At 59.1% G+C, this 19,469-nt stretch carries 14 protein-coding genes; 9 read left to right on the top strand and 5 right to left on the bottom strand.

What is annotated here, in order from left to right; all coding sequences use genetic code 11:
• From A0251_RS17320 to A0251_RS01600, 3 genes are all read left to right on the top strand, one after another.
• On the top strand, positions 1–1,317 hold the full coding sequence (locus A0251_RS17320) for a hypothetical protein (RefSeq protein WP_156478215.1): 1,317 nt from the start codon (positions 1–3) through the stop codon (positions 1,315–1,317).
• 113 nt (positions 1,318–1,430) lie between these two features.
• Complete coding sequence (locus A0251_RS01605; protein WP_156478214.1) at positions 1,431–1,994, top strand: hypothetical protein; 564 nt, start codon at positions 1,431–1,433, stop codon at positions 1,992–1,994.
• Complete coding sequence (locus A0251_RS01600; protein WP_062815078.1) at positions 1,984–4,101, top strand: DUF6160 family protein; 2,118 nt, start codon at positions 1,984–1,986, stop codon at positions 4,099–4,101. The genes A0251_RS01605 and A0251_RS01600 overlap by 11 nt, the downstream gene beginning before the upstream one ends.
• Positions 4,102–4,113: 12 nt before the next feature.
• On the opposite strand, the gene A0251_RS01595 is transcribed toward A0251_RS01600, so the two are convergent.
• Complete coding sequence (locus A0251_RS01595; RefSeq protein ID WP_062815077.1) at positions 4,114–4,959, bottom strand: GIY-YIG nuclease family protein; 846 nt, start codon at positions 4,957–4,959, stop codon at positions 4,114–4,116.
• Positions 4,960–5,065: 106 nt separating this feature from the next.
• Between A0251_RS01595 and A0251_RS01590 the strand changes: the two genes are divergently transcribed.
• The 5 genes from A0251_RS01590 to A0251_RS01570 all read left to right on the top strand — a co-directional run bounded on the left by A0251_RS01590 (position 5,066) and on the right by A0251_RS01570 (position 13,660).
• Positions 5,066–6,445, top strand: a complete 1,380-nt coding sequence (locus A0251_RS01590; RefSeq protein WP_062815478.1) for a lyase family protein — start codon at positions 5,066–5,068, stop codon at positions 6,443–6,445.
• 242 nt (positions 6,446–6,687) lie between these two features.
• Positions 6,688–8,319: a fatty acid--CoA ligase gene (locus A0251_RS01585; protein WP_062815076.1), complete on the top strand. Its 1,632-nt coding sequence runs from the start codon at positions 6,688–6,690 to the stop codon at positions 8,317–8,319.
• Positions 8,320–8,687: 368 nt separating this feature from the next.
• Positions 8,688–9,809: an efflux RND transporter periplasmic adaptor subunit gene (locus tag A0251_RS01580; protein ID WP_062815075.1), complete on the top strand. Its 1,122-nt coding sequence runs from the start codon at positions 8,688–8,690 to the stop codon at positions 9,807–9,809.
• Positions 9,806–12,892: an efflux RND transporter permease subunit gene (locus tag A0251_RS01575; protein ID WP_062815074.1), complete on the top strand. Its 3,087-nt coding sequence runs from the start codon at positions 9,806–9,808 to the stop codon at positions 12,890–12,892. The genes A0251_RS01580 and A0251_RS01575 overlap by 4 nt, the downstream gene beginning before the upstream one ends.
• A gap of 102 nt (positions 12,893–12,994) precedes the next feature.
• Positions 12,995–13,660, top strand: a complete 666-nt coding sequence (locus tag A0251_RS01570) for a M48 family metallopeptidase (protein WP_062815073.1) — start codon at positions 12,995–12,997, stop codon at positions 13,658–13,660.
• Positions 13,661–13,762: 102 nt separating this feature from the next.
• Here the strand turns inward: A0251_RS01570 and A0251_RS17105 are convergent, their stop codons facing one another.
• The 4 genes from A0251_RS17105 to A0251_RS01550 form a co-directional block, all read right to left on the bottom strand.
• The gene (locus tag A0251_RS17105; protein WP_082810722.1) at positions 13,763–14,167 is read right to left on the bottom strand and encodes an REP-associated tyrosine transposase; all 405 of its coding nucleotides are present in this window, start codon (positions 14,165–14,167) and stop codon (positions 13,763–13,765) included.
• Positions 14,168–14,390: 223 nt separating this feature from the next.
• Positions 14,391–14,594: a cold-shock protein gene (locus A0251_RS01560; protein WP_011590014.1), complete on the bottom strand. Its 204-nt coding sequence runs from the start codon at positions 14,592–14,594 to the stop codon at positions 14,391–14,393.
• Between the two features lie 195 nt (positions 14,595–14,789).
• Positions 14,790–15,677: a D-hexose-6-phosphate mutarotase gene (locus A0251_RS01555; RefSeq protein ID WP_062815072.1), complete on the bottom strand. Its 888-nt coding sequence runs from the start codon at positions 15,675–15,677 to the stop codon at positions 14,790–14,792.
• 201 nt (positions 15,678–15,878) lie between these two features.
• Entirely contained in the window at positions 15,879–17,252 is a 1,374-nt protein-coding gene (locus A0251_RS01550) for a wax ester/triacylglycerol synthase family O-acyltransferase (RefSeq protein ID WP_062815071.1), read from the bottom strand.
• A gap of 492 nt (positions 17,253–17,744) precedes the next feature.
• On the opposite strand from A0251_RS01550, the gene A0251_RS01545 reads away from it, so the two are divergent.
• Positions 17,745–19,343 (top strand): isocitrate lyase, encoded by a 1,599-nt coding sequence (locus A0251_RS01545; RefSeq protein WP_062815070.1) that lies wholly within the window; start codon positions 17,745–17,747, stop codon positions 19,341–19,343.
• The last annotated feature ends 126 nt before the right edge of the window (positions 19,344–19,469 follow it).

The raw sequence follows: 19,469 nt of genomic DNA, 5'->3' as shown, positions 1-19,469 counted from the left end.
ATGGAAAATAAAACAAAAAAAATTCCGTCAGTAAAAATATCAGCTGCGCTCATATTGTTCTGGTTTTCATCTTCCTACGCGTTTAATGTTGGAGGTATGAGTCCTCTTGATGAGGATCAGATGAGAGCTGTTACGGGTCAGGGACTGATCGTTTCCGACAAAATATCAGGCAGCGCATTGTCGAATCCAAACCCCTATTCCACACCCTTTGAATTCTATCGAATTGGTCTGGACGGAGAGCTTCAGTTAAATCTTAACGTTTCAAAATTACAGCTCGGCTGTGGCGGCATTAACGATCATCTTTCCGGTCACGCAGGCTGTGATATTGATATTGATTACCTGAGCCTGATGGGAAGAAACGGCACGGATATCGGCGATCCTGGAAGCCCCTTTACACTGGACAGGCCATATATAGAGTTCGCGGTTAAGAATGACGACTCAACCACATTACGTGAGATTGCCGGTATAAAAATTGGCGCGCAATCCGCAGATGGTGCCATCAGTGCGGGGCGCCGGTATTACACGAACAATGCGGTGAATCAGGAAAACACAGCGTTTGCCACTACCTGTAATACCGGTGCCGTAACAGGCTCTGGCGTTGTGGGGTGCCATTCGGGGATAAACAGTGTCAGCGGATTTCTGGGTTCTGAACTATCACTGACCATGGATATTGAGGCCCGGTTGCTGAGTATTTTTACAATAAGAGCAACAGGGTGTACGGGAAGGACCAGCATAGGACATGATGACTGTGGCAATAATCTTTCTGATGCACTCTTTGTTGATATTGCCGGCACAAGAATGCAGACGCTTGGCCTGCAAGCTGCAGAACTGAAAACCAACAACCTTGAGTTCCTGGGGGGAAGTTGTGGTTTTTTTAACCCCCTTGCCTGTGCCGCTGAGGCAGTAATGGATACGGTTTTCGCCAGCCTCAATACCGATCTTCGTAACGTTCATAAACTGACATTTGAAGATACCTCAGATTTCTTTCTTTCCTTCCAGAGAGAGCCCATTGCATACCCCCGTTACAGCAAACTGACGCCGACGGAAGAGTTGCCTCCTGGCGCTTTTGATATCTGTGCCACCAGTAATGCTACCCCCCGTTGCTCAAGCAGCTATGCGGTGCCGGCGAATACCGGATGGTGGCTCAACGCGCCTTCGGTGAAGCTGTTGGATGTTTACAACCCCAATGCGGATCTTGGTAACCGCGGCATTGATGAAGCCATTGCATTGCTGGGGGCGCCGGGGTTGCTGCTGGAACACCCCGAGTTTGATCTGGCGCCGAAACAAAACTGCTACGGCAGCACCATGTTCTGCTGAGAGAGGAAAATATGTCTGGATATGGTATGCCATCGAAATACATCCCTTTTATGTTTGTGGCGCTATGGTTGCTGCTAAGCATTATTTATCCTCAGACGGGGAAAACCAATTCCATGGTTCCCCTTAACGACAGTGAGCTTCAGTCAGTCATTGGCGGTGATGCCATTCAGCTAACCCTGCGGCTGCGAAATAATGTTGGTGAGGACAATGCACCGGATACTGCGTGTGGCGGCACCCCGGACCCCTGTCGTCTTGGGTTGGAGTTTGTCGCCAGGGAAGGAAACTGGCTGGTGCTGAAAGAATTCTATGGCAGCCTGGCCATTGAAGATGTCCGGCTGGAAGGGGCATATCTGAGTAATAGCGGATCCAGCTACCGTGACCTGAGTCGTTTTGAAGATGCTGACGGTAACTGCCTGCTTTCCCCCTGTAACCCTGATGGTCTGCCGGCAATTCAGCTGGATTACCCCTTTGCGAAAGGGCCGGGCGAGTATCAGGACATGAATACCTTTCTCAATATCGGACGCATGGCGGTGGAAGTGGACGATGGCGCTATGCCCGGTTTCATGCTGGATAACAATCCTGGTAGTGCAATGGCATTTCGAATGAGTGATTCGGCGAGCGCCAACGGCGACATGCAGATGCGTTTTGACGGGAGGGCGTTTCTGTATGGTTTCTGATCGCCGGCCCCTGTTGATCCTGGCGGTATTGCCACTGTCCGCTGCGGTCACTGCCATGACGCCTATTGATGACAGTGGTCTGGCTGATATCCGCGGTCAGGACGGTCTCACCGTCAATCTGGAAAGCGGTGGCGCCATTCAGGCCCAACAGTTGAACTGGATAACCGATAGAGGTAACGCACCAGCCGGAACCTGCAGTGGCGGTGTGACGGACCAGCATGCCTGCACGCAACTGAATGGGCTCACCCTGCAGGGCGATGGCAATCCGCTGAGTGCACAACTGCAGCTGGATGTGGGCAGAGATGGCGGCGTTCCGCTACTGGCATTGCAGTATGACTGGCAGCCTTCCTTCTTCACCCTGGACGGGATGACCCTGGAAACCGGGACGAACCCAGCTTATGCGGGCCACTCTTTGGGCCAGGTCGGGTTGTATTCACAAGGCAACCTGACGTTGGTAAACCAGGGGCTCTTTAGCACGAATGGCCAGCATGCGAATCTGGACTTTTCCATGACCGGTGACTGGATATACCGCCAGGGCGGAGCCGGCAGTGCGGAGATGAGCATTGGTAATCTGATCATACAGAACCGGTTTACCAACGGCTCCGCCGGGGGACATGCACCCGCCACGGGCATTATCGGTATCGACAGCAATGGCTTGTTGCTGGAAGCGGATCACACTTATACCGCGCTGGAATTCGACCTGATGTATAAGGCATCGCCGGGAAACTTTGATCGCAGTGGTCGTCAGCCCCTGCTTTACAGTGCCTGGCTCGGTGGGCTGAAAGACGCCCGTGTGCGGGTGTCTGCTGGTGGGCTCGGCTATGGCTATGATGGTACAGCGCCAAATGGCAACTGGGATTATGCCGGAATCAATACCCCCCGCTCAGAAGGCCTGACGATACAGACCCAGTGGGATTACGACACGGATTTTCAGCTTCGCCTGGGCCATGCAGACGGTGACCGTACCCGTATGGAGCAAGTGAACTGGCGCCGTCTCGGCAATGGTTCCGGCCCCATGTTTGCACTGGATGCCATTCTGGATGTGGTGCAGAACAGCACCGGCCCGGCAGGCCTGTGCTTTGGTGGCGGCTTTAGCAGCGGGCAGCCGGATAGCGGTTTGTGTACCAGTGCGGGGGGAGTGTTTCATCCGACCCGGGTCGCCGCCGGTGAATCGGCGTTTGCCGTCCTGCTGCGCAACGGTCATCTGCATGCCTACAGTGAACAGTTGACTGTCACCAACCCCACCAGCGGTTGGTCGGACAGTTATGACTGGGGCGTTGTCCTCACGCTGGGCAAGCTCGATGCCGATATCCTGGCTTATCCGCAAGGGCCCTCCGGCAATGTGGGTCTGCGGACAGACGCTACCGTTATGGTGCAGTCCCCTGGATTCTGGGACGCGGCGAATAGCGCTGATCCGTTGGTGCGCGCGGCGGCGGCGGATAACTGGCAGACCCATTCCCATTTCTTGTTCGCCAACACCGCCAGCGATGTGGCGGTAGGCCTGCTCAATAATGACCTGCTCTGGGAAGCCAGGGACCTGTACCTGACGTTGGGGGACACCGACCCGGCCTTTCCGGATCTGGCGTCAGGGATCATGCTGCGCACCGATACCCTGTCTCACTACCAGGTACGGGGCCTGCTCGGGGCGGGCAGTCTCAGTGATCTGGGGGGAACCACCGCCAATGTGGCACTGTGGGATTTCAATCTGTCCGCGGACCAGTTTCGTTTCGTGCTCTACCCGGCCACTGCCGATGGTCTGGCAACCCTGGGCTTTGAGGGCTATATGAATCTGGATGGCAATGCATACCTGTCACTGGCCGAAGTATCCAGCCCCCAGTCAGCGTTCCGGCTATCCAATGTCAGCGGCAGTATCGGCTGGCGAAACGGCAACGTGGTGCTGAAATCCGGTGATCAGAACAGTGACGGCTTGCCCAGCCTGACCATTGAAAACGAACTTTTGCTGGGGCAGAGCGCGGACTTCGGCCAGAGCGGCGGCGGCACGCCGTTGGTAGGGCAGGTCAGTTTTGGGGATCAGCAATACGGTCGCATTGCCATGCCGGGCGGCACCTGGCACAGCGAAATCATTGCCAAGGTGCCACCTCCCTAGGCCTTGGCAGCATCACGACAACACATAGTGTTCCACCCCCTGATCCAGAAAACGGATCAGCATCCGGTAACTGTCCAGATCAAAGCTGGCATCCGCATCCGGGGTAATGGTCATCGGTTCCGGCTTATGTTGCAGGGTGGTGAGATGGCACCATTGATCAACCAGATGGTAGTCGGTTTGTTGCGGGTTCTGCTCACGGATCACCAGCACACCCGGGTAAGGCCAAGCCTGGATATGCTGGTCTTCCAGGGTTGTCTGTAGCCGCTGGTTGTGACTCTCCACGGTTTCCTTGCCGCAACAGGCACCCTGACATCGGCCCAGCTGATGCGCAAAGCAGGCCCCCTTGCCGTTCCCTTCCAGGCCACAGATTCGCGGGCAGAGCCCGGCTTCACGCACCTTGCCATCCAGCATGCCTTTTGCCTGCCGCGGGCTGCGAAACAGACCATAGCTGTCCTGTTGCCAGCCATGATTATCTACCAGCGGCCGGTATAACACTGGAACAAGAAAACCCTGACGGTTGGTTTGCAGACGCCAGGTATGCAGCTGCCGGTAACGGCGCTGACGACGGTTGAAGATGGGTTGGCGTTGTTTGATTTCCCGGTTTTCCAGCAACAGTGCGCCCAGTTCGCCGGCAGTGACCTGATGCTCGATACGGCGGGTCAGGTGGCACAACCGGGCTTCCTTTTTATCCCGGTGCCGGGCCGCAAAGTGGCTCTTTACCCGTTGTCGCAGATTGATGCTTTTTCCCACATAGAGGAGTTCATCCTGCTCGCCAAAAAAGCGGTAGACGCCGGGGAGGCAGGGCAGGTCGGTGAACAGGGTTGGGTCCACCGGGGAAGAATCGGTATCTGGCAGCATGGCCCTAGTATCCATTGAAAAACGCCATGATGTGGTGAAGGCAGGGTGGATGATCTGACCTATTTCCCGTGCCATGATGGAGAAAATTCATTGCCAGGAGGCCATCATGAGCGGCCACGATACCGACACCCGTATCGAAACCGATTCCCTGGGCCAGGTGCAGGTGCCCAAAACGGCCCGATGGGGTGCCCAGACCCAGCGGGCAGTGGACAACTTTCCCATCAGCGGTCGCCCGTTGCCGGAGCGGTTTATTCTGGCGGTGGTACGCATCAAACGCTGCGCGGCGGAGGCCAACCTCCGGCTGGAACAGCTGCCAGCGGACAAGCAGGCTGCCATTGTCGGGGCCTGTAATGATTTGCTGGCCGGCCATCACCTGGACCAATTCCCGGTGGATATTTTCCAGACCGGCTCTGGCACCAGCACCAACATGAACGTGAATGAGGTCATTGCGCACCTGTGCGCCGACGCGGGCGTGGAAATTCATCCCAACGATGATGTGAATCTGGGGCAGAGCAGCAACGACACCATTCCCACCGCCATTCATGTGTCGTCGGTACTGGCCGTCACCGAACAATTGCTCCCGGGACTGGAACACCTGATCGCCACGTTGGGGTTGCGTGCCCGGGAAGGCCGGGAGCTGGTGAAGACCGGCCGAACCCATCTGATGGATGCCATGCCGGTGACGGTGGAGCAGGAACTGCAGACCTGGGTGCTGCAATTGCAGGATGCCAGCAGCCGCTTGGCCCGGGCCCGGGATGAACTGCTGACCATCCCCCAGGGCGGCACGGCGGTGGGCAGCGGCATCAATGCCCACCCGGATTTTGCGGCGGCCTTTGCCAGGCAACTGGCAGAGGAAACCGGGCTGGACTTCACGCCAATGCCGCATCCCTTTGTGGCCCAGAGTGCGTTGGATGCGCCGCTGAATCTGTCCGCCGCCCTGCGTGGCCTGGCGGTCGTACTGATGAAGATCAGTAATGATCTGCGCTGGATGAATTCGGGCCCCATCCATGGTCTGGGCGAGCTGCAACTGCCGGCCACCCAGCCGGGCTCTTCGATCATGCCTGGCAAGGTCAACCCGGTGATCTGCGAATCGGTGACCATGGTGGCGGCCCAGGTCATGGGCCTGGATCAGGCCAATGCGGTGGCGGCCCAGAGCGGTAACTTCCAGCTCAACGTGATGTTGCCGCTGGTGGCCAGCAACCTGTTGGACATGACCGGCTGGCTGGCCAACAGTTGCCGGAATCTGGCCGACCGGGCCATCACCGGAATGACCTTCAATGAAGACCGTCTGGCGGAAGGGGTGGGCAAGAACCCGATTCTGGTCACGGCCCTCAATCCGGTGATTGGCTACGAGAAGGCAGCGAAGATCGCCAAAGACGCCTTTGCCAGTGGCCGCCCGGTGATCGATGTGGCCGAGGAGCAGTCCGACCTGTCCCGGGACGAACTGGAAAAACTGCTGGACCCGAAAACCCTCACTCGCGCCTGAATGGGAAGGGTGCACTGAGGCGCGGTGCACCCTACCCACAGCTTTTCGCTCCTCGTGACTCGCTTGTCGCAACTCGTGCTAGACACAGCGTCTACACCGGGTAGTATTTTGTTACCTTTGGCACAGCTGAACGGATGACCCGTGCGGGGGACTGTGTCAGTCTGGAGCGCCTTACATACCCACAGGTATGGGCGCTTTCAGCCCCGCCCTTATCGGCAGAATAACAAGGTAACGGAGCCACTATGAGCAGTAATCTCACTATCCAGCGCACCCCCTCCGCCGTGGAGCCGCCGCTGGTAATCAACCGCATTCTCGAAGCCGGCGTGGGCAAGGCGCCGGAGCAGACCATCACCTACGGTGATCGGGATTTTACCTACCGGGAATTTGAAGAGCGGGTACACCGTCTGGCCGGCGCCCTGGCAGCCCAGGGCATCAAGCCCGGCGACACCGTGGCGGTGATGGACTGGGACACCAACCGTTACCTGGAGGCGTTTTTCGCCATTCCCATGATGGGGGCGGTACTGCACACCGTGAATGTGCGGCTCAGCCCGGAACAGGTGCTCTACACCATCAACCACGCCCAGGATGACGCCATCCTGGTGAACAGCGAATTCCTGCCGATCCTGGAAGCGGTGAAGGACCGCATCGAGCCGGTGAAGACCTACATTCTGCTCGACGACGACGGTGTGAAAAGCAGCGATGCGCTGCCCATCGCCGGTGAGTACGAGGACCTGCTGGCCAAGGCGCCGGCCCGTTATGATTTCCCCGAGCTGGATGAAAACACCCGCGCCACCACCTTTTACACCACCGGTACCACCGGGTTGCCCAAGGGCGTGTACTTCTCCCACCGTCAGCTGGTACTGCATACCTTTGCCGGTCGTAACACCATGTCCGGGATCGGTCAGGGTCGCTTCAATGAAGACGATGTCTACATGCCGATCACTCCCATGTTCCACGTGCATGCCTGGGGCATTCCCTACATGGCCACCCTGATGGGCGTGAAGCAGGTGTACCCGGGTCGCTATGAGCCGGCCAGCTTGCTGAAATTGCTGGTCACCAAGAAGGTCACCTTCTCCCACTGTGTACCCACCATCATCCAGATGCTGTTGCAGGCGGAAGCGGCCAAGAGCATCGACCTGAGTGGCTGGAAAGTGATCATTGGTGGTTCCGCCTTGCCCAAGGCCTTGGCCATGGGCGCCCTGGAGCGCGGCATCGACATCTATACCGGCTACGGCATGAGTGAGACCTGTCCGCTGCTGACCCTGGCACAACTGACCCCGGAACTGGAAAAGGCCGACCTGGAAACCCAGGCGGACTACCGCACCCGCACCGGCCGTCCGGTGGCCATGGTGCAGCTGCGTATCGTCGATGGGGAAATGAACGACGTGCCCCACGATGGCAAGAGCCAGGGGGAAGTGGTGGTTCGCGCGCCCTGGCTGACCCAGGGGTACCTGCACGACACGGAAAAATCCGAGGAACTGTGGGCCGGCGGTTGGCTGCACACCGGGGATGTGGCGGTGATGAGCGAAGACGGCTGGTTGAAGATCGTTGACCGCATCAAGGACGTGATCAAGACCGGTGGCGAATGGGTCTCCTCCATCGACCTGGAAGGCATGATCCTGCAGCATGCGGGCGTGGGTGAGTGTGCCGTGGTCGGCGTACCCGATGAAAAATGGGGCGAGCGCCCGGTGGCCCTGGTGGTCAAGAACGGCGATGCGGATGAGGAGGGCATCAAAGCCCTGATGGCGGATTACGCTGACAAGGGCATCATCAGCCGCTATGGCATTCCCGATCGCGTCATCTTCGTGGATGAGCTGCCGCGCACCTCCGTGGGCAAGCTGGACAAGAAAAAGATGCGCGCCGAAATGGTGTAACGCCTGAAGGCGCGACGCTATTGAAAAGCCCGCCACCTGGCGGGCTTTTTATTGGCTGGTCGCCGTGATCATATCCTTACTGTAGGAGCGTCGCTGGCGGCGCGATTACCTGAGTCTCGAGTTGCGAGAAGCGAGTGACGAAAATCAAAACCGGAACACCGGGAAAGGCAGATTTTCGCTTCTCGCAACTCGTACCTCGCGGTTCTTTCATCACGCCGCCAGCGACGTTCCTGTGGCAACAATCTGCGCTAAAACTGAATTTCCTTCATAATTACCTGTCACTTTAACGCTCCCTCTACAAATTGCTTGCATAATTGGGCGCTAAGCTTCCTTTTCGGTTTGTTGCAAATCATCGTTTGGAGACGTTCATGAAGCGGATTATCGCCGCCCTGATATTGGTGGTGCTGGTAGGTGCTGGCCTGTGGTGGCTCTTCGCACCAGCGCCGGCCCCCATGGGGCAGCGTCCGCCCACGGTGGTCAATCTGGCGCCGAGCATCGAACGTTCCCTGTTTGATCGGGTGGAGGCGGTGGGGACGGCGCGGGCCGCCCAGGCAGTGATGATCCTCACCGAAGTCCCCGGTCGGGTGGCGCAGATCCACTTCCGTCAGGGCCAGAAGGTGGAACAGGGTAAGGTGCTGGTCACCCTGGATGATCGCAATGCCCGCGCCGAGCTGGCGCGCAGCGAAGCGGAATATCAGCGCGCGCTGAACGATTTCCAGCGCGGCCAGAAACTGGTGAAGAGCCGCGCCATTTCCCAGTCTGAAGTGGATACCTTCCGCACCACCCTGGATGGGGCCAAGGCCAGTCGCGACGCCGCCCGGGCGAATCTGAATGACCATACCATCCGGGCGCCCTTCGCCGGTGTGGTGGGCTTGCGACAGGTGGATGCGGGCGGTTACCTGCAAACCGGCGATGCCATCACCACCCTGGATAACCTGGGCTATATCGAAGTGGATTTCCAGGTGCCGGAACGCTATCTGGCACGGCTGGTTTCCGGGCTGCCGGTGCAGGCCCGCAATGAAGCGTTTCCGGATCAGGTGTTCGAAGGCACTATCACCGACCTGGATTCCCGGGTGAGCACGGCGAGTCGCAGCCTGACCGCCCGGGCTCGGCTGGAAAACCCCCAGGACCGGATTCGTCCGGGGCAATTTCTGCGTGTGTCGGTGCAACTGGCCGAGCGTGATGCGCTGCTGGTACCCGAGCAGTCGATCATTACCCAGGGGGCACAGAGCTATGTGTTCACCGTTACGGGCGACAACACAGCCGAACGCCATCCGGTCACCCTGGGTGGCCGTCGTGATGGCTGGGTGGAAATTACCAGCGGCCTGACCGGCCAGCCGGATGTGGTGGTCAACGGCCATTCCCGGCTGGGTAGCGGTCAGGCGGTGCAGGTGCTGGATAACCCGGAAGCCTTGCTGCCGGGCCAGCGGGCCCTGCTGGAACCCGCCTCGCCGGACGCCGATCAGGCGGACAGCGAGGCCGCTGCATGATTCTTTCCGATATCTCCATCAAGCGACCGGTCTTCGCCACCGTGATCAGCTTGCTGATCGTGGTGTTCGGTATCAGCGCCTTGATGAAACTGTCGGTGCGTGAATACCCGGACATCGATCCGCCGGAAGTGTCCATCTCGGTGGACTACGCCGGCGCCGCCCCGGAAGTGATCGATACCCAGATTATCCAGGTCATCGAAGGGGCCGTGGCCGGGGTGGAAGGGGTGCGCAAGATCGAGTCGCGCAGCCGCCTGGGCTCCGCCCGTACCAGTGTGGAATTCAACCTGGACCGGGATGTGGACGTGGCCGCCAACGACCTGCGCGATGCGGTGTCGCGGGTGCTCAACCGGCTGCCGGAAGAAGCGGAGACTCCGGTGATCGCCAAGTCCGACGCGGATGCCCGGCCCATTATCTGGGTCACCCTGACCAGCAGTACCCTGGCCCCCCAGGAACTCACCGACTTTGCCGAGCGTTCCCTGGTGGACCGTTTTGCGGTGCTGGATGGGGTATCGGAAGTCTTCATCGGCGGGGAACGCCGCTATGCCATGCGCGTCTGGCTGGACCGTCAGAGCATGGCCGCCAACCAGGTTACCGTTACCGATATCGAACAGGCCCTGCGCAGCAACAACGTGGAATTGCCCGCCGGGCGGCTGGAATCCCAGTCCCGTGCCTTTACCGTGCGGGCCGACAACCGCTTGTCTTCGGTAAACGAATTCGAGGATCTGGTGGTGCGTCGCCAGGGCGATTACCTGCTGCGGGTGGGGGATGTGGCCCGGGTGGAACTGGGCGTGGAAAGCGATGACACCGTGCTGCGCGCCAACGGCGAAACCGCCATCGGCCTGGGTATCATCCGCCAGTCCAAGGCCAATACCGTGGCAGTCTCCGACAACCTGCAGGCGGAAATCGAAGCGGTGCGCACCAGCCTGCCAGCGGATATCAGCCTGGATGTGAACTACGACGAATCCCTGTTTATCCGCGCCTCCATCAAGGAAGTGTTGGTCACCCTGGGCATTTCCGTGGTGCTGGTGATCGCGGTGATCTTTGCCTTTCTGGGCAACCTGCGCGCCACCCTGATTCCGGCAGTGACCATTCCGGTATCCATCATCGGGGCCTTCATCGGCCTGGGGATCATGGATTTCTCCATCAACGTGCTCACCCTGCTGGCGCTGATCCTGGCCATTGGCCTGGTGGTGGACGATGCCATCGTCATGCTGGAAAACATCCAGCGCCGCATCGATGAGGGGGAAACCCGTCTGGTGGCCGCCTACCAGGGGGCCCGCCAGGTCGCCTTTGCCGTGGTGGCCACCACCCTGACCCTGGTGGCGGTGTTCGTACCGATCTCCTTTATGGGTGGCGACGTGGGCCGACTGTTTGGCGAGTTTGGTTTCACTCTGGCCTCGGCAGTGATTATCTCCAGCATCGTCGCATTGAGTCTGGCCCCCATGCTCTGTTCCCGCTGGTTGCACCGGCACAGCGTCAAGGAGCTGCAAGGGGAGGGCAATGCTTTTGAGCGTTCCCTGCAAAAACTCAACAGCGGTTATGCCCGAAGTCTGGCGGCGGCCCTGGGCAAACCCTGGCCGCTGGTGGTGGGCTGTGTGGCCCTGTGCGTGGTGGCACTGCTGGTGTTCCGGGGGTTGCCCCAGGAGCTGGCGCCTACGGAAGACCGGGGCGTCTTTATTATTCCCGCGTCGGCGCCCCAGGGTTCCACCGCGGAGTACAGCCTGCACCATGTGAAGGAAGTGGAAAACATCATGGCGCCGCTGGTGGAAAGCGGCGAGGCGGAACGGGCCCTGTCCATCGTCGGTTTCCGCGGTGTTACCGAGCGGGCCTTCAGTATTGTGCGACTCAAGGACTGGGGCGAGCGGGATCGCTCCCAGCAGGAAATCGTCAATGAAGTGCGCGGCAAATTATCCCAGGTGGCCGGGCTGCGGGCCTTCGCGGTAAACCCGCCCGGGCTGGGGCAGAGCGCCTTCGATCAGGCCCTGGAAGTGGTGGTGGCCGGGCCGGATTACGACCAGGTGCTGGCCTGGAGCGAAACGCTCATGGAGGCCATGGAAGAGAACCCGGGGCTGACCAGCATCGATACGGATTTCGAACAGACCCAACCCCAACTGGACGTGAAGCTGGACCGGGAGCGGGCGGCGGACCTGGGGATCACCGCCACGGATGTGGGCCAGACCCTGCAGGCCATGTTCGCCACCCTGACCGCCTCCACCTACGTGGACCGGGGCCGGGAATACGATGTGCTGCTGGAAGCAGAAAAACGCAACAGCCAGGGCCCGGATGATGTGCTGCCGATCTATCTGCGCGCCGCCAACGGTGAGCTGGTGCCATTCTCCAGTGTGGTGGAACTGACCACCACCGGCGATGCCCCGGAGCTGCGCCGGGTGGACCGGCTGCCGGCCATTACCCTGTCCGCCAACCTGGCCGACGGCTACGACCTGGCGGCGGCCATGACCTATGTGGAAGAACAGGCCCGGGAACGACTGCCGCTGGAAGCGCGTATCGGTTACAAGGGCATGGCGGAAGAGCTTCAAGAATCCGCCGCCGCCATTCTGATCACCTTTGTGTTGGCGCTGGTGATCGTGTTCCTGGTGCTGGCCGCCCAGTTTGAAAGCTGGATACACCCGCTGATCATCATGCTCACCGTGCCCCTGGCCCTGGCGGGGGCGGTGCTGGCCATCCGTGTTACCGGCGACAGCCTCAACATCTACAGCCAGATCGGCATGATCATGCTGCTGGGGTTGATGGCCAAGAACGGTATCCTGATCGTGGAATTCGCCAACCAGTTACGTGATCAGGGGCTGGCGGTGAAAGAGGCCATTTACCAGGGGGCCATCGTGCGCTTCCGCCCGGTATTGATGACCGGCGTCTCCACCATCTTCGGTGCCATTCCACTGGTACTGGCCACCGGCGCCGGCGCAGAAAGCCGCTTCACCATTGGCGTGGTGATCCTCGGTGGTCTGCTCTTTGCCACCGTGCTGACACTCTTTATCATCCCGGTGTTGTACCAGTGGCTGGCACCCTATGCCTCGCCGGCGGATGCGGTGAAGCAGCAGCTCGAAAAAGAGATGGGCGAATAACGACTATTCCTCTCCGTAGGAGCGTCGCTGGCGGCGCGATAACCTAGCGTATGGAATCGCGCCGCCAGCGACGCTCCTACGGCGAGAGTGGATTCAGGAGCCATGACTGACTACGAACTGATCCGCAGCAAACGCCGCAGCCTGGAGCTGCGCGTGCTGGACGATGGCCGGGTGCAGGTGCGGGCGCCGCAGCGGGCGTCGTTGCGGATGGTGCAGACGTTCGTGGATAGCCGCCGCCAGTGGATTGCCGATCAGCAACAGCGCCAGGCCAGTCGGCCCCGGCAGCGTTGGCAGGATGGGGCGGCCTTTCCGTTCCGCGGGCAACTGCTGATCATGGATGTGTCCGCCGGGCGCAATGCGGTGGTGGTGTCTGGCGGTTACCTGCAGATCCGGGTGCCGGAACCGGACAGCGAGCCAGCGGTAAGGCAGGCGGTGGAAAACTGGCTGCGCAAGCAGGCGCGGTCGCTGTTTGAAGACAGCATTGCCCGGCAGTTCCCCTGGTTTGCCAGCCAGGGTTTTTCCCAGCCGGTGTTGCGGGTGAAAAAAATGCGCACCCGCTGGGGGTCGCTGTCAGCCAGGGGCTACATCAACCTGAACATGGCCCTGCTGCACTATCCACCGGCGGCGCTGGATTACGTGGTCATGCACGAGCTCTGTCACCTGCAACACATGGACCACGGCCCCGGCTTCCACGCCCTCATGGACGCCCGCATGCCCGACTGGCGCCAACGCAAACAACTCCTCGACCAGCCGCTTTTCCAACCCTGAATAAAACCACCGCATCCCCCTCGTAGGAGCGTCGCTCGCGGCGCGATAGCCCAACGTATGGAATCGCGCCGCGAGCGACGCTCCTACGATTAAAATGTGACCCTACAGCCAGATGGCATACCAATAGGGATAATCTCTGACGCTTTTTACCAAACCGGCTCGGAACGGATTAGCGACGATATAGCGGGCAATTTGCAGGGCATCCTCTTCCTGTCGGAGCGCGTGGTCATGGAACCCTCGCTGCCAGATGGATTGCCCAATGGCTCGGGCAGTCTGGCTCTTTAGCATGCCTACTGTTTGCGAAAGGGAATGCTTATTGGACAGCACCAACAACCAGTGAAAATGGTCCGGCATCACCACAAAGCATAGAGACATGCAGGCCCCTTGCTGGTCCAGGTTGAGGAAATTGCGCGAAAGCAGTCGTGCCCTGTGGGTATTCTCAAACCAGGGTATTCGGTTTCGGGTAACTCCGGTGATCAGACTGTATCCATGATGTAGCGAGTCCATGGATCTAAGAGTGATGAGAGAGAGCCCGGGGAAAAAGCGTTAGCGGCGGAAAAGCCTGTAGGTAATGATCAAGCCTTTCCGTAGGAGCGTCGCTCGCGGCGCGATAACCCAACGTTCGAAATCGCGCCGCGAGCGACGCTCCTACGGAAAGGATGGGGCGTCTTGTTTCGCCAGACATAAAAAAAGCCCGCCGAAGCGGGCTTTTTTCTGCTAATGCAATCGCTTATTCAGCAACTACGTTAGCGGCCTGCGGACCTTTGGGGCCCTGCTGGATCTCGAAGGAAACCTTCTGACCCTCGGCCAGGGTTTTGAAGCCTGAGCCGGTAATTGCGCTGAAATGAACGAAAACGTCCGCACCACCATCGTCCTGGGAAATGAAACCAAAACCCTTGGACTCGTTAAACCACTTCACAGTACCAGTAGCCATGTGAATCTATACCTCGAAACTATTACTTAGGGTGTTGCTTGCAAACCATGTTGGGCGGTGTTCGGAGACAACTTCAGCTTCACGCAGGGAAGACAACTACCAAAACAATCCACGGCCATAATTCGCAGCCACTTCCGACTTTACCCTCCTTTTTCGGCGAGCACCACCCCTTTTTATAGGCGCTTAAACCGGCAGTTATAATGCCGTTGTCACAAAGCGGACGCTCATTTGGTGGCGTTCGTCCGGGCCCAGAAACAGGGCATCTTCCAGCACCCGGGCGGTCTCGATACAGAGCATTCTCTGCCAGGCATCGTCAGCGAACTGGCTCAGACGTTGGCTTTTGTCGATCCAGGGATTCCATACCACCGCCGAACGGCTGCCTGTGCTCGTCAGTGTCAGCCGTCGCTGCCAGCCGGGGTCGTCGATATGCAGGGTGTCGGGCAGTTGCAGATAGAGCCGGTCGGTTTCTCCCCGGAATGTCAGCGGGCCTTGCTGCCGATGGCGTTGCCAGTTATCCAGGGCATCCACGTAGGGGCAGGTGTCCAGGCCGTGAATCTCGACCTGACGGCTGTCGGATACGGCGAAGTAACTGTGCAGGGCCTGGCTGATCCATACCGGTTCCTCACCGTGGTTATGGTTGATCAGAGACAGGGTCAGGCCGTCGTCCAGTCGCACGGTCAGAGTGGGGGTCACCGCGGGTAGAGATTTCCGGTCAGCATGGGGGGAGAGGGCGAAGCTCAGGGTGATGTGTTCATCATCCTGGTGCGAATGACTCAGGGTCCAGGGCTGCTGGCGCACCAGGCCATGGGCCGGTGGCTGTGCCAGCGTATATTGCTGGCGGATCTCAGTGGGATTGAAGTCCAGGCCGCCAAACCAGGGCCAACACACCGGCACCCCGCCACGGACACCCTGACCGTTGTGATAGGCCGCGTCTTCACTGAGCCAGATCAGCGGTGGCTCGTCATCCCGTTGGTACTCCAGCACCTGTGCACCCTGTTCGGCGATCACCAGGGTCTGGTTGCGATGGCGAACTTCCCAGCAGGCCAGCTCGCCGCGGGTAATCTGTTTGATGGTTGCTGTCATACCCTCTCCACGCAACTGTAGGAGCGTCGCTCGCGGCGCGATAATCAGGGTTTCGAGTTGCGAGAAGCAAGTTTCGAAAGGCAACCCCCTATAAAGTCGCTCCCGGGATATGCTTTCCGAAACTCGCTTCTCGTGTCTCGTTACGGTTTCAATTGCCCCGCGAGCGACGCTCCTGCCATGAGGAGGCGTTTGTTGCGGCGGTTATTTAATCCCCGCCGCAATCTCCAGTTCGCGGATGGACTGCTCCAGGTAATCCAGCAGACGCTGCATGGAAGGCAGGGTACGCCGGCAGGCGATCAGGCCGAATTCCAGTTGGTCCTGGTAGCTGGTCAGGGTGATATTCAGGGCGATGCGGTCCAGCACGATGGACACCGGGTACATGCCTTTCAGTTTGGCGCCGTTCCAGTACAGGGGCTCTTTCGGCCCCGGCACATTGGAGATCACCACATTAAAGGCCCGCCATTTCGGTGCCAGCCCGGTGAGCAGGTTGAGACCGGTGGGGGCCATGGTGAGGGCGGTGAAATTGAGAATTTCCTCCGGGCTCATCTGAGAGAAGCGTTCCTTGGCTTCCTGCACCGAATCATTGACCACCCGCAGCCGGTTGGCCGGGTCGCAGATATGGGTGCCCAGATTGGCCAGGATCATGCCGATCTGGTTGCCGCCGGCGCTGTCATCCTGGCGCAGGCTCATGGGCACCATGGCAATCAGCGGCTCGTCCGGCAGGGCGTTCTGGCTGATCATGTATTCGCGCAGGGCATGGCCGCACATGGCCAGCACCACGGTATTGATGGTGCAGTTGAATGCCTTGGCGATTACTTTCAGACGTGACAGGGAATAACTCTGGGCGGCAAAGCGCCGGGAACCGGTGACCGTCTGGTTGAGAACGGTGTCCGGGGCCTGAAAGATGGACACATAGTTCTCGTCCTTCTTGGCCTTCTGGCTCACCTTGTAGATTTCCCGGGCAAGGCCCGGCACCGTGGCGGCCTGCTTACTGATACCGGCACCCAGGCGCGCCAGGCTGGAGGCCACATCCACCGGGTTGCTGGGCAGGGAGCGGCTGCGTTTTTTCGGCTCGTAGGCCCACACCGGCGGCAGGTCCCGTTCGTCCGGATCGGTGGACAGGGCGCGCATGCCCATACGCATGGCGGAGATGCCGTCCACCACGGAATGGTGGATCTTGGTATAGAGCGCGAACTGGCGCCCGCGGATGCCTTCGATCAGGTGCGCTTCCCACAGGGGGCGCTCCCGGTCCAGCAGGTTGGAGTGCTCGGCGGAGACCAGGGACAACAGCTCACGGATACGGCCGGGCTTGGGCAGGGCCTCGTGGCGGAAGTGATGGTCGATATCGAAGTGCTTGTCCTCGGTCCAGTAATACTGGCCCAGCCGGCGTGTCAGGCGTTGGTTGAAGGGCGCCACCGGGCAGCAGTAGTCACGCATGTGCTGAGCCAGTTCACTGACATACTTGGGGCCCGCGTCTTCCGGGAAGGAAAATAGTTGCAGTCCGGCCACGTGCATGGGCTGTTGTCGTTTTTCCAGCCACAGAAAAAGTTGATCCACCGGGCTAAGCGCTTTCATAGATTCCCCTTCGTCATTTTTATATCCCTGAACACAACCAAAACCATTACCTGAAAACGGCAATGCACTCTCCATGCCAAGGGAAGATCATAGTAGCAAAGCCGCCTGCGGGTCACTGTGTGCAAGGTGTAAATCGGCGGGCGATGCGGTAACTGCCGCCGGATGGCACATTGATGAATGGCAGTGTGTGCAGAAAAAAACGCATCTTCCTCCACCCTGAACATCGACTTGCCGATTGGCAAGTCGGGCCGCCGGTTGTTGGCCATGGCACCCTCGGCGAGCCGGTTGCGACAGGCCAGAGGGGCGGAGACAACTACGAATTACCCCTTATATTCATCAGAAAAATACCGAACATAGACCATATTGATTATGTTTATGGGTCGACTGGCTCTAGAATGCGCCGCATCGGTAGACCGGCATGTGTTCTGTCTGACATGAGCAGGGTTGCCCCTCCCGGTATCGATAAACCAATTTGTTAATCAGAGGTTCACCATGTCATACACCAAAGACATCGAAGCACTTAGCTCCGTGATTGGTGCCAACAGCACCTGGAAAGACATCAATCCGGAATCTGCTGTTCGCATGCGTCTGCAAAACCGTTTCAACACGCATCTGGACATCGCCAAGTACAACGCCAAGATCATGCGTGAAGACATGGCGGCCTATGACGCTGACAACTCCAAGTACACCCAGTCCCTGGGTTGCTGGCACGGCTTCATCGGCCAGCAGAAGATGATCTCCATCAAGAAGTACTTCGGCGGCACCAAGCGCAAGTACCTCTACCTGTCCGGCTGGATGGTTGCTGCCCTGCGTTCCGAGTTCGGTCCGCTGCCTGACCAGTCCATGCACGAGAAGACTGCTGTCGCTGACCTGATCCGCGAACTGTACACCTTCCTGAAGCAGGCGGATGCCTGGGAACTGAACCACCTGTTCCGTGCTCTGGACGATGCCAAAGACGCTGGCGACGCGGCCAAGCAGAAAGAAATCATCGAAAAGATCGACAACTTCGAAACTCACGTTGTGCCGATCATTGCTGACATCGATGCTGGTTTCGGTAACCCGGAAGCCACCTACCTGATGGCCAAGCAGATGATCGAAGCGGGTGCTTGCTGCATCCAGATCGAGAACCAGGTTTCCGACGAGAAGCAGTGTGGCCACCAGGACGGTAAAGTGACCGTTCCCCACGCCGACTTCCTGGCCAAGATCAATGCCGTGCGTTACGCCTTCCTCGAGCTGGGCGTTGACGATGGTGTGATCGTTGCCCGTACCGACTCCGAAGGTGCTGGCCTGACCAAGCAGATCGCCGTGACCAACGAGCCGGGCGACCTGGGCGACCAGTACAACTCCTTCCTGGAAGGTGAGTACATCGAGTCCGCCGACGAAATCAACAACGGCGACGTTGTGATCAAGTCCAACGGCAAGCTGCTCAAGCCGACCCGTCTGGCTTCCGGCCTGTTCCAGTTCCGTCGTGATTCCAACATCGACCGTGTGGTTCTGGACTGTGTTACCAGCCTGCAGAACGGCGCTGACCTGCTGTGGATCGAGACTCCGACCCCGAATGTCGAGCACATCAAACTGATGGTTGATCGCATCAAGGAACAAGAGCCGAACGCCAAGCTGGTTTACAACAACAGCCCGTCCTTCAACTGGACCCTGAACTTCCGTCAGCAGGTATTCGATGCCTGGGAGAAGGAAGGCAAGGATCTGTCCGCCTACGACCGCGCTGGTCTGATGAGCGTGAAGTACGACGACACCGAACTGGCAGCTGTTGCTGACGAGTGGGCGAAAGAGTTCCAGGCCAAGGCGTCCCGTGAAGCGGGTGTATTCCACCACCTGATCACTCTGCCGACCTACCACACCGCTGCTCTGTCCACCGACCAGCTGGTAGAAGGCTACTTCGGCGAAGAAGGCATGCTGGCCTACGCCAAAGGTGTTCAGCGTCAGGAAATCCGTCGCAACATCGCTACCGTGAAGCACCAGGACATGGCCGGTTCCAACATCGGTGATGACCACAAAGAGTACTTCTCCGGTGAAGCTGCGCTGAAAGCTGGCGGTAAAGACAACACCATGAACCAGTTCGAGAACAACTAAGTTCCGATCTGTTCAAGGTAAGTCTTGAAGAAGCGGCCTCCGAAAGGGGGCCGCTTTTTTTGTGCCGAATTTTTCCGTAGGAGCGTCGCTGGCGGCGCGATTTCGTAAGGTTCGAGAAACGAGAAA

This window comes from Alcanivorax sp. NBRC 102024, assembly GCF_001602235.1.
Classification (GTDB): Bacteria; Pseudomonadota; Gammaproteobacteria; order Pseudomonadales; family Alcanivoracaceae; genus Alcanivorax.
The sequence above is the reverse complement of the archived record's forward strand: the minus strand, read 5'-3'. Positions and strand labels throughout refer to the sequence as shown.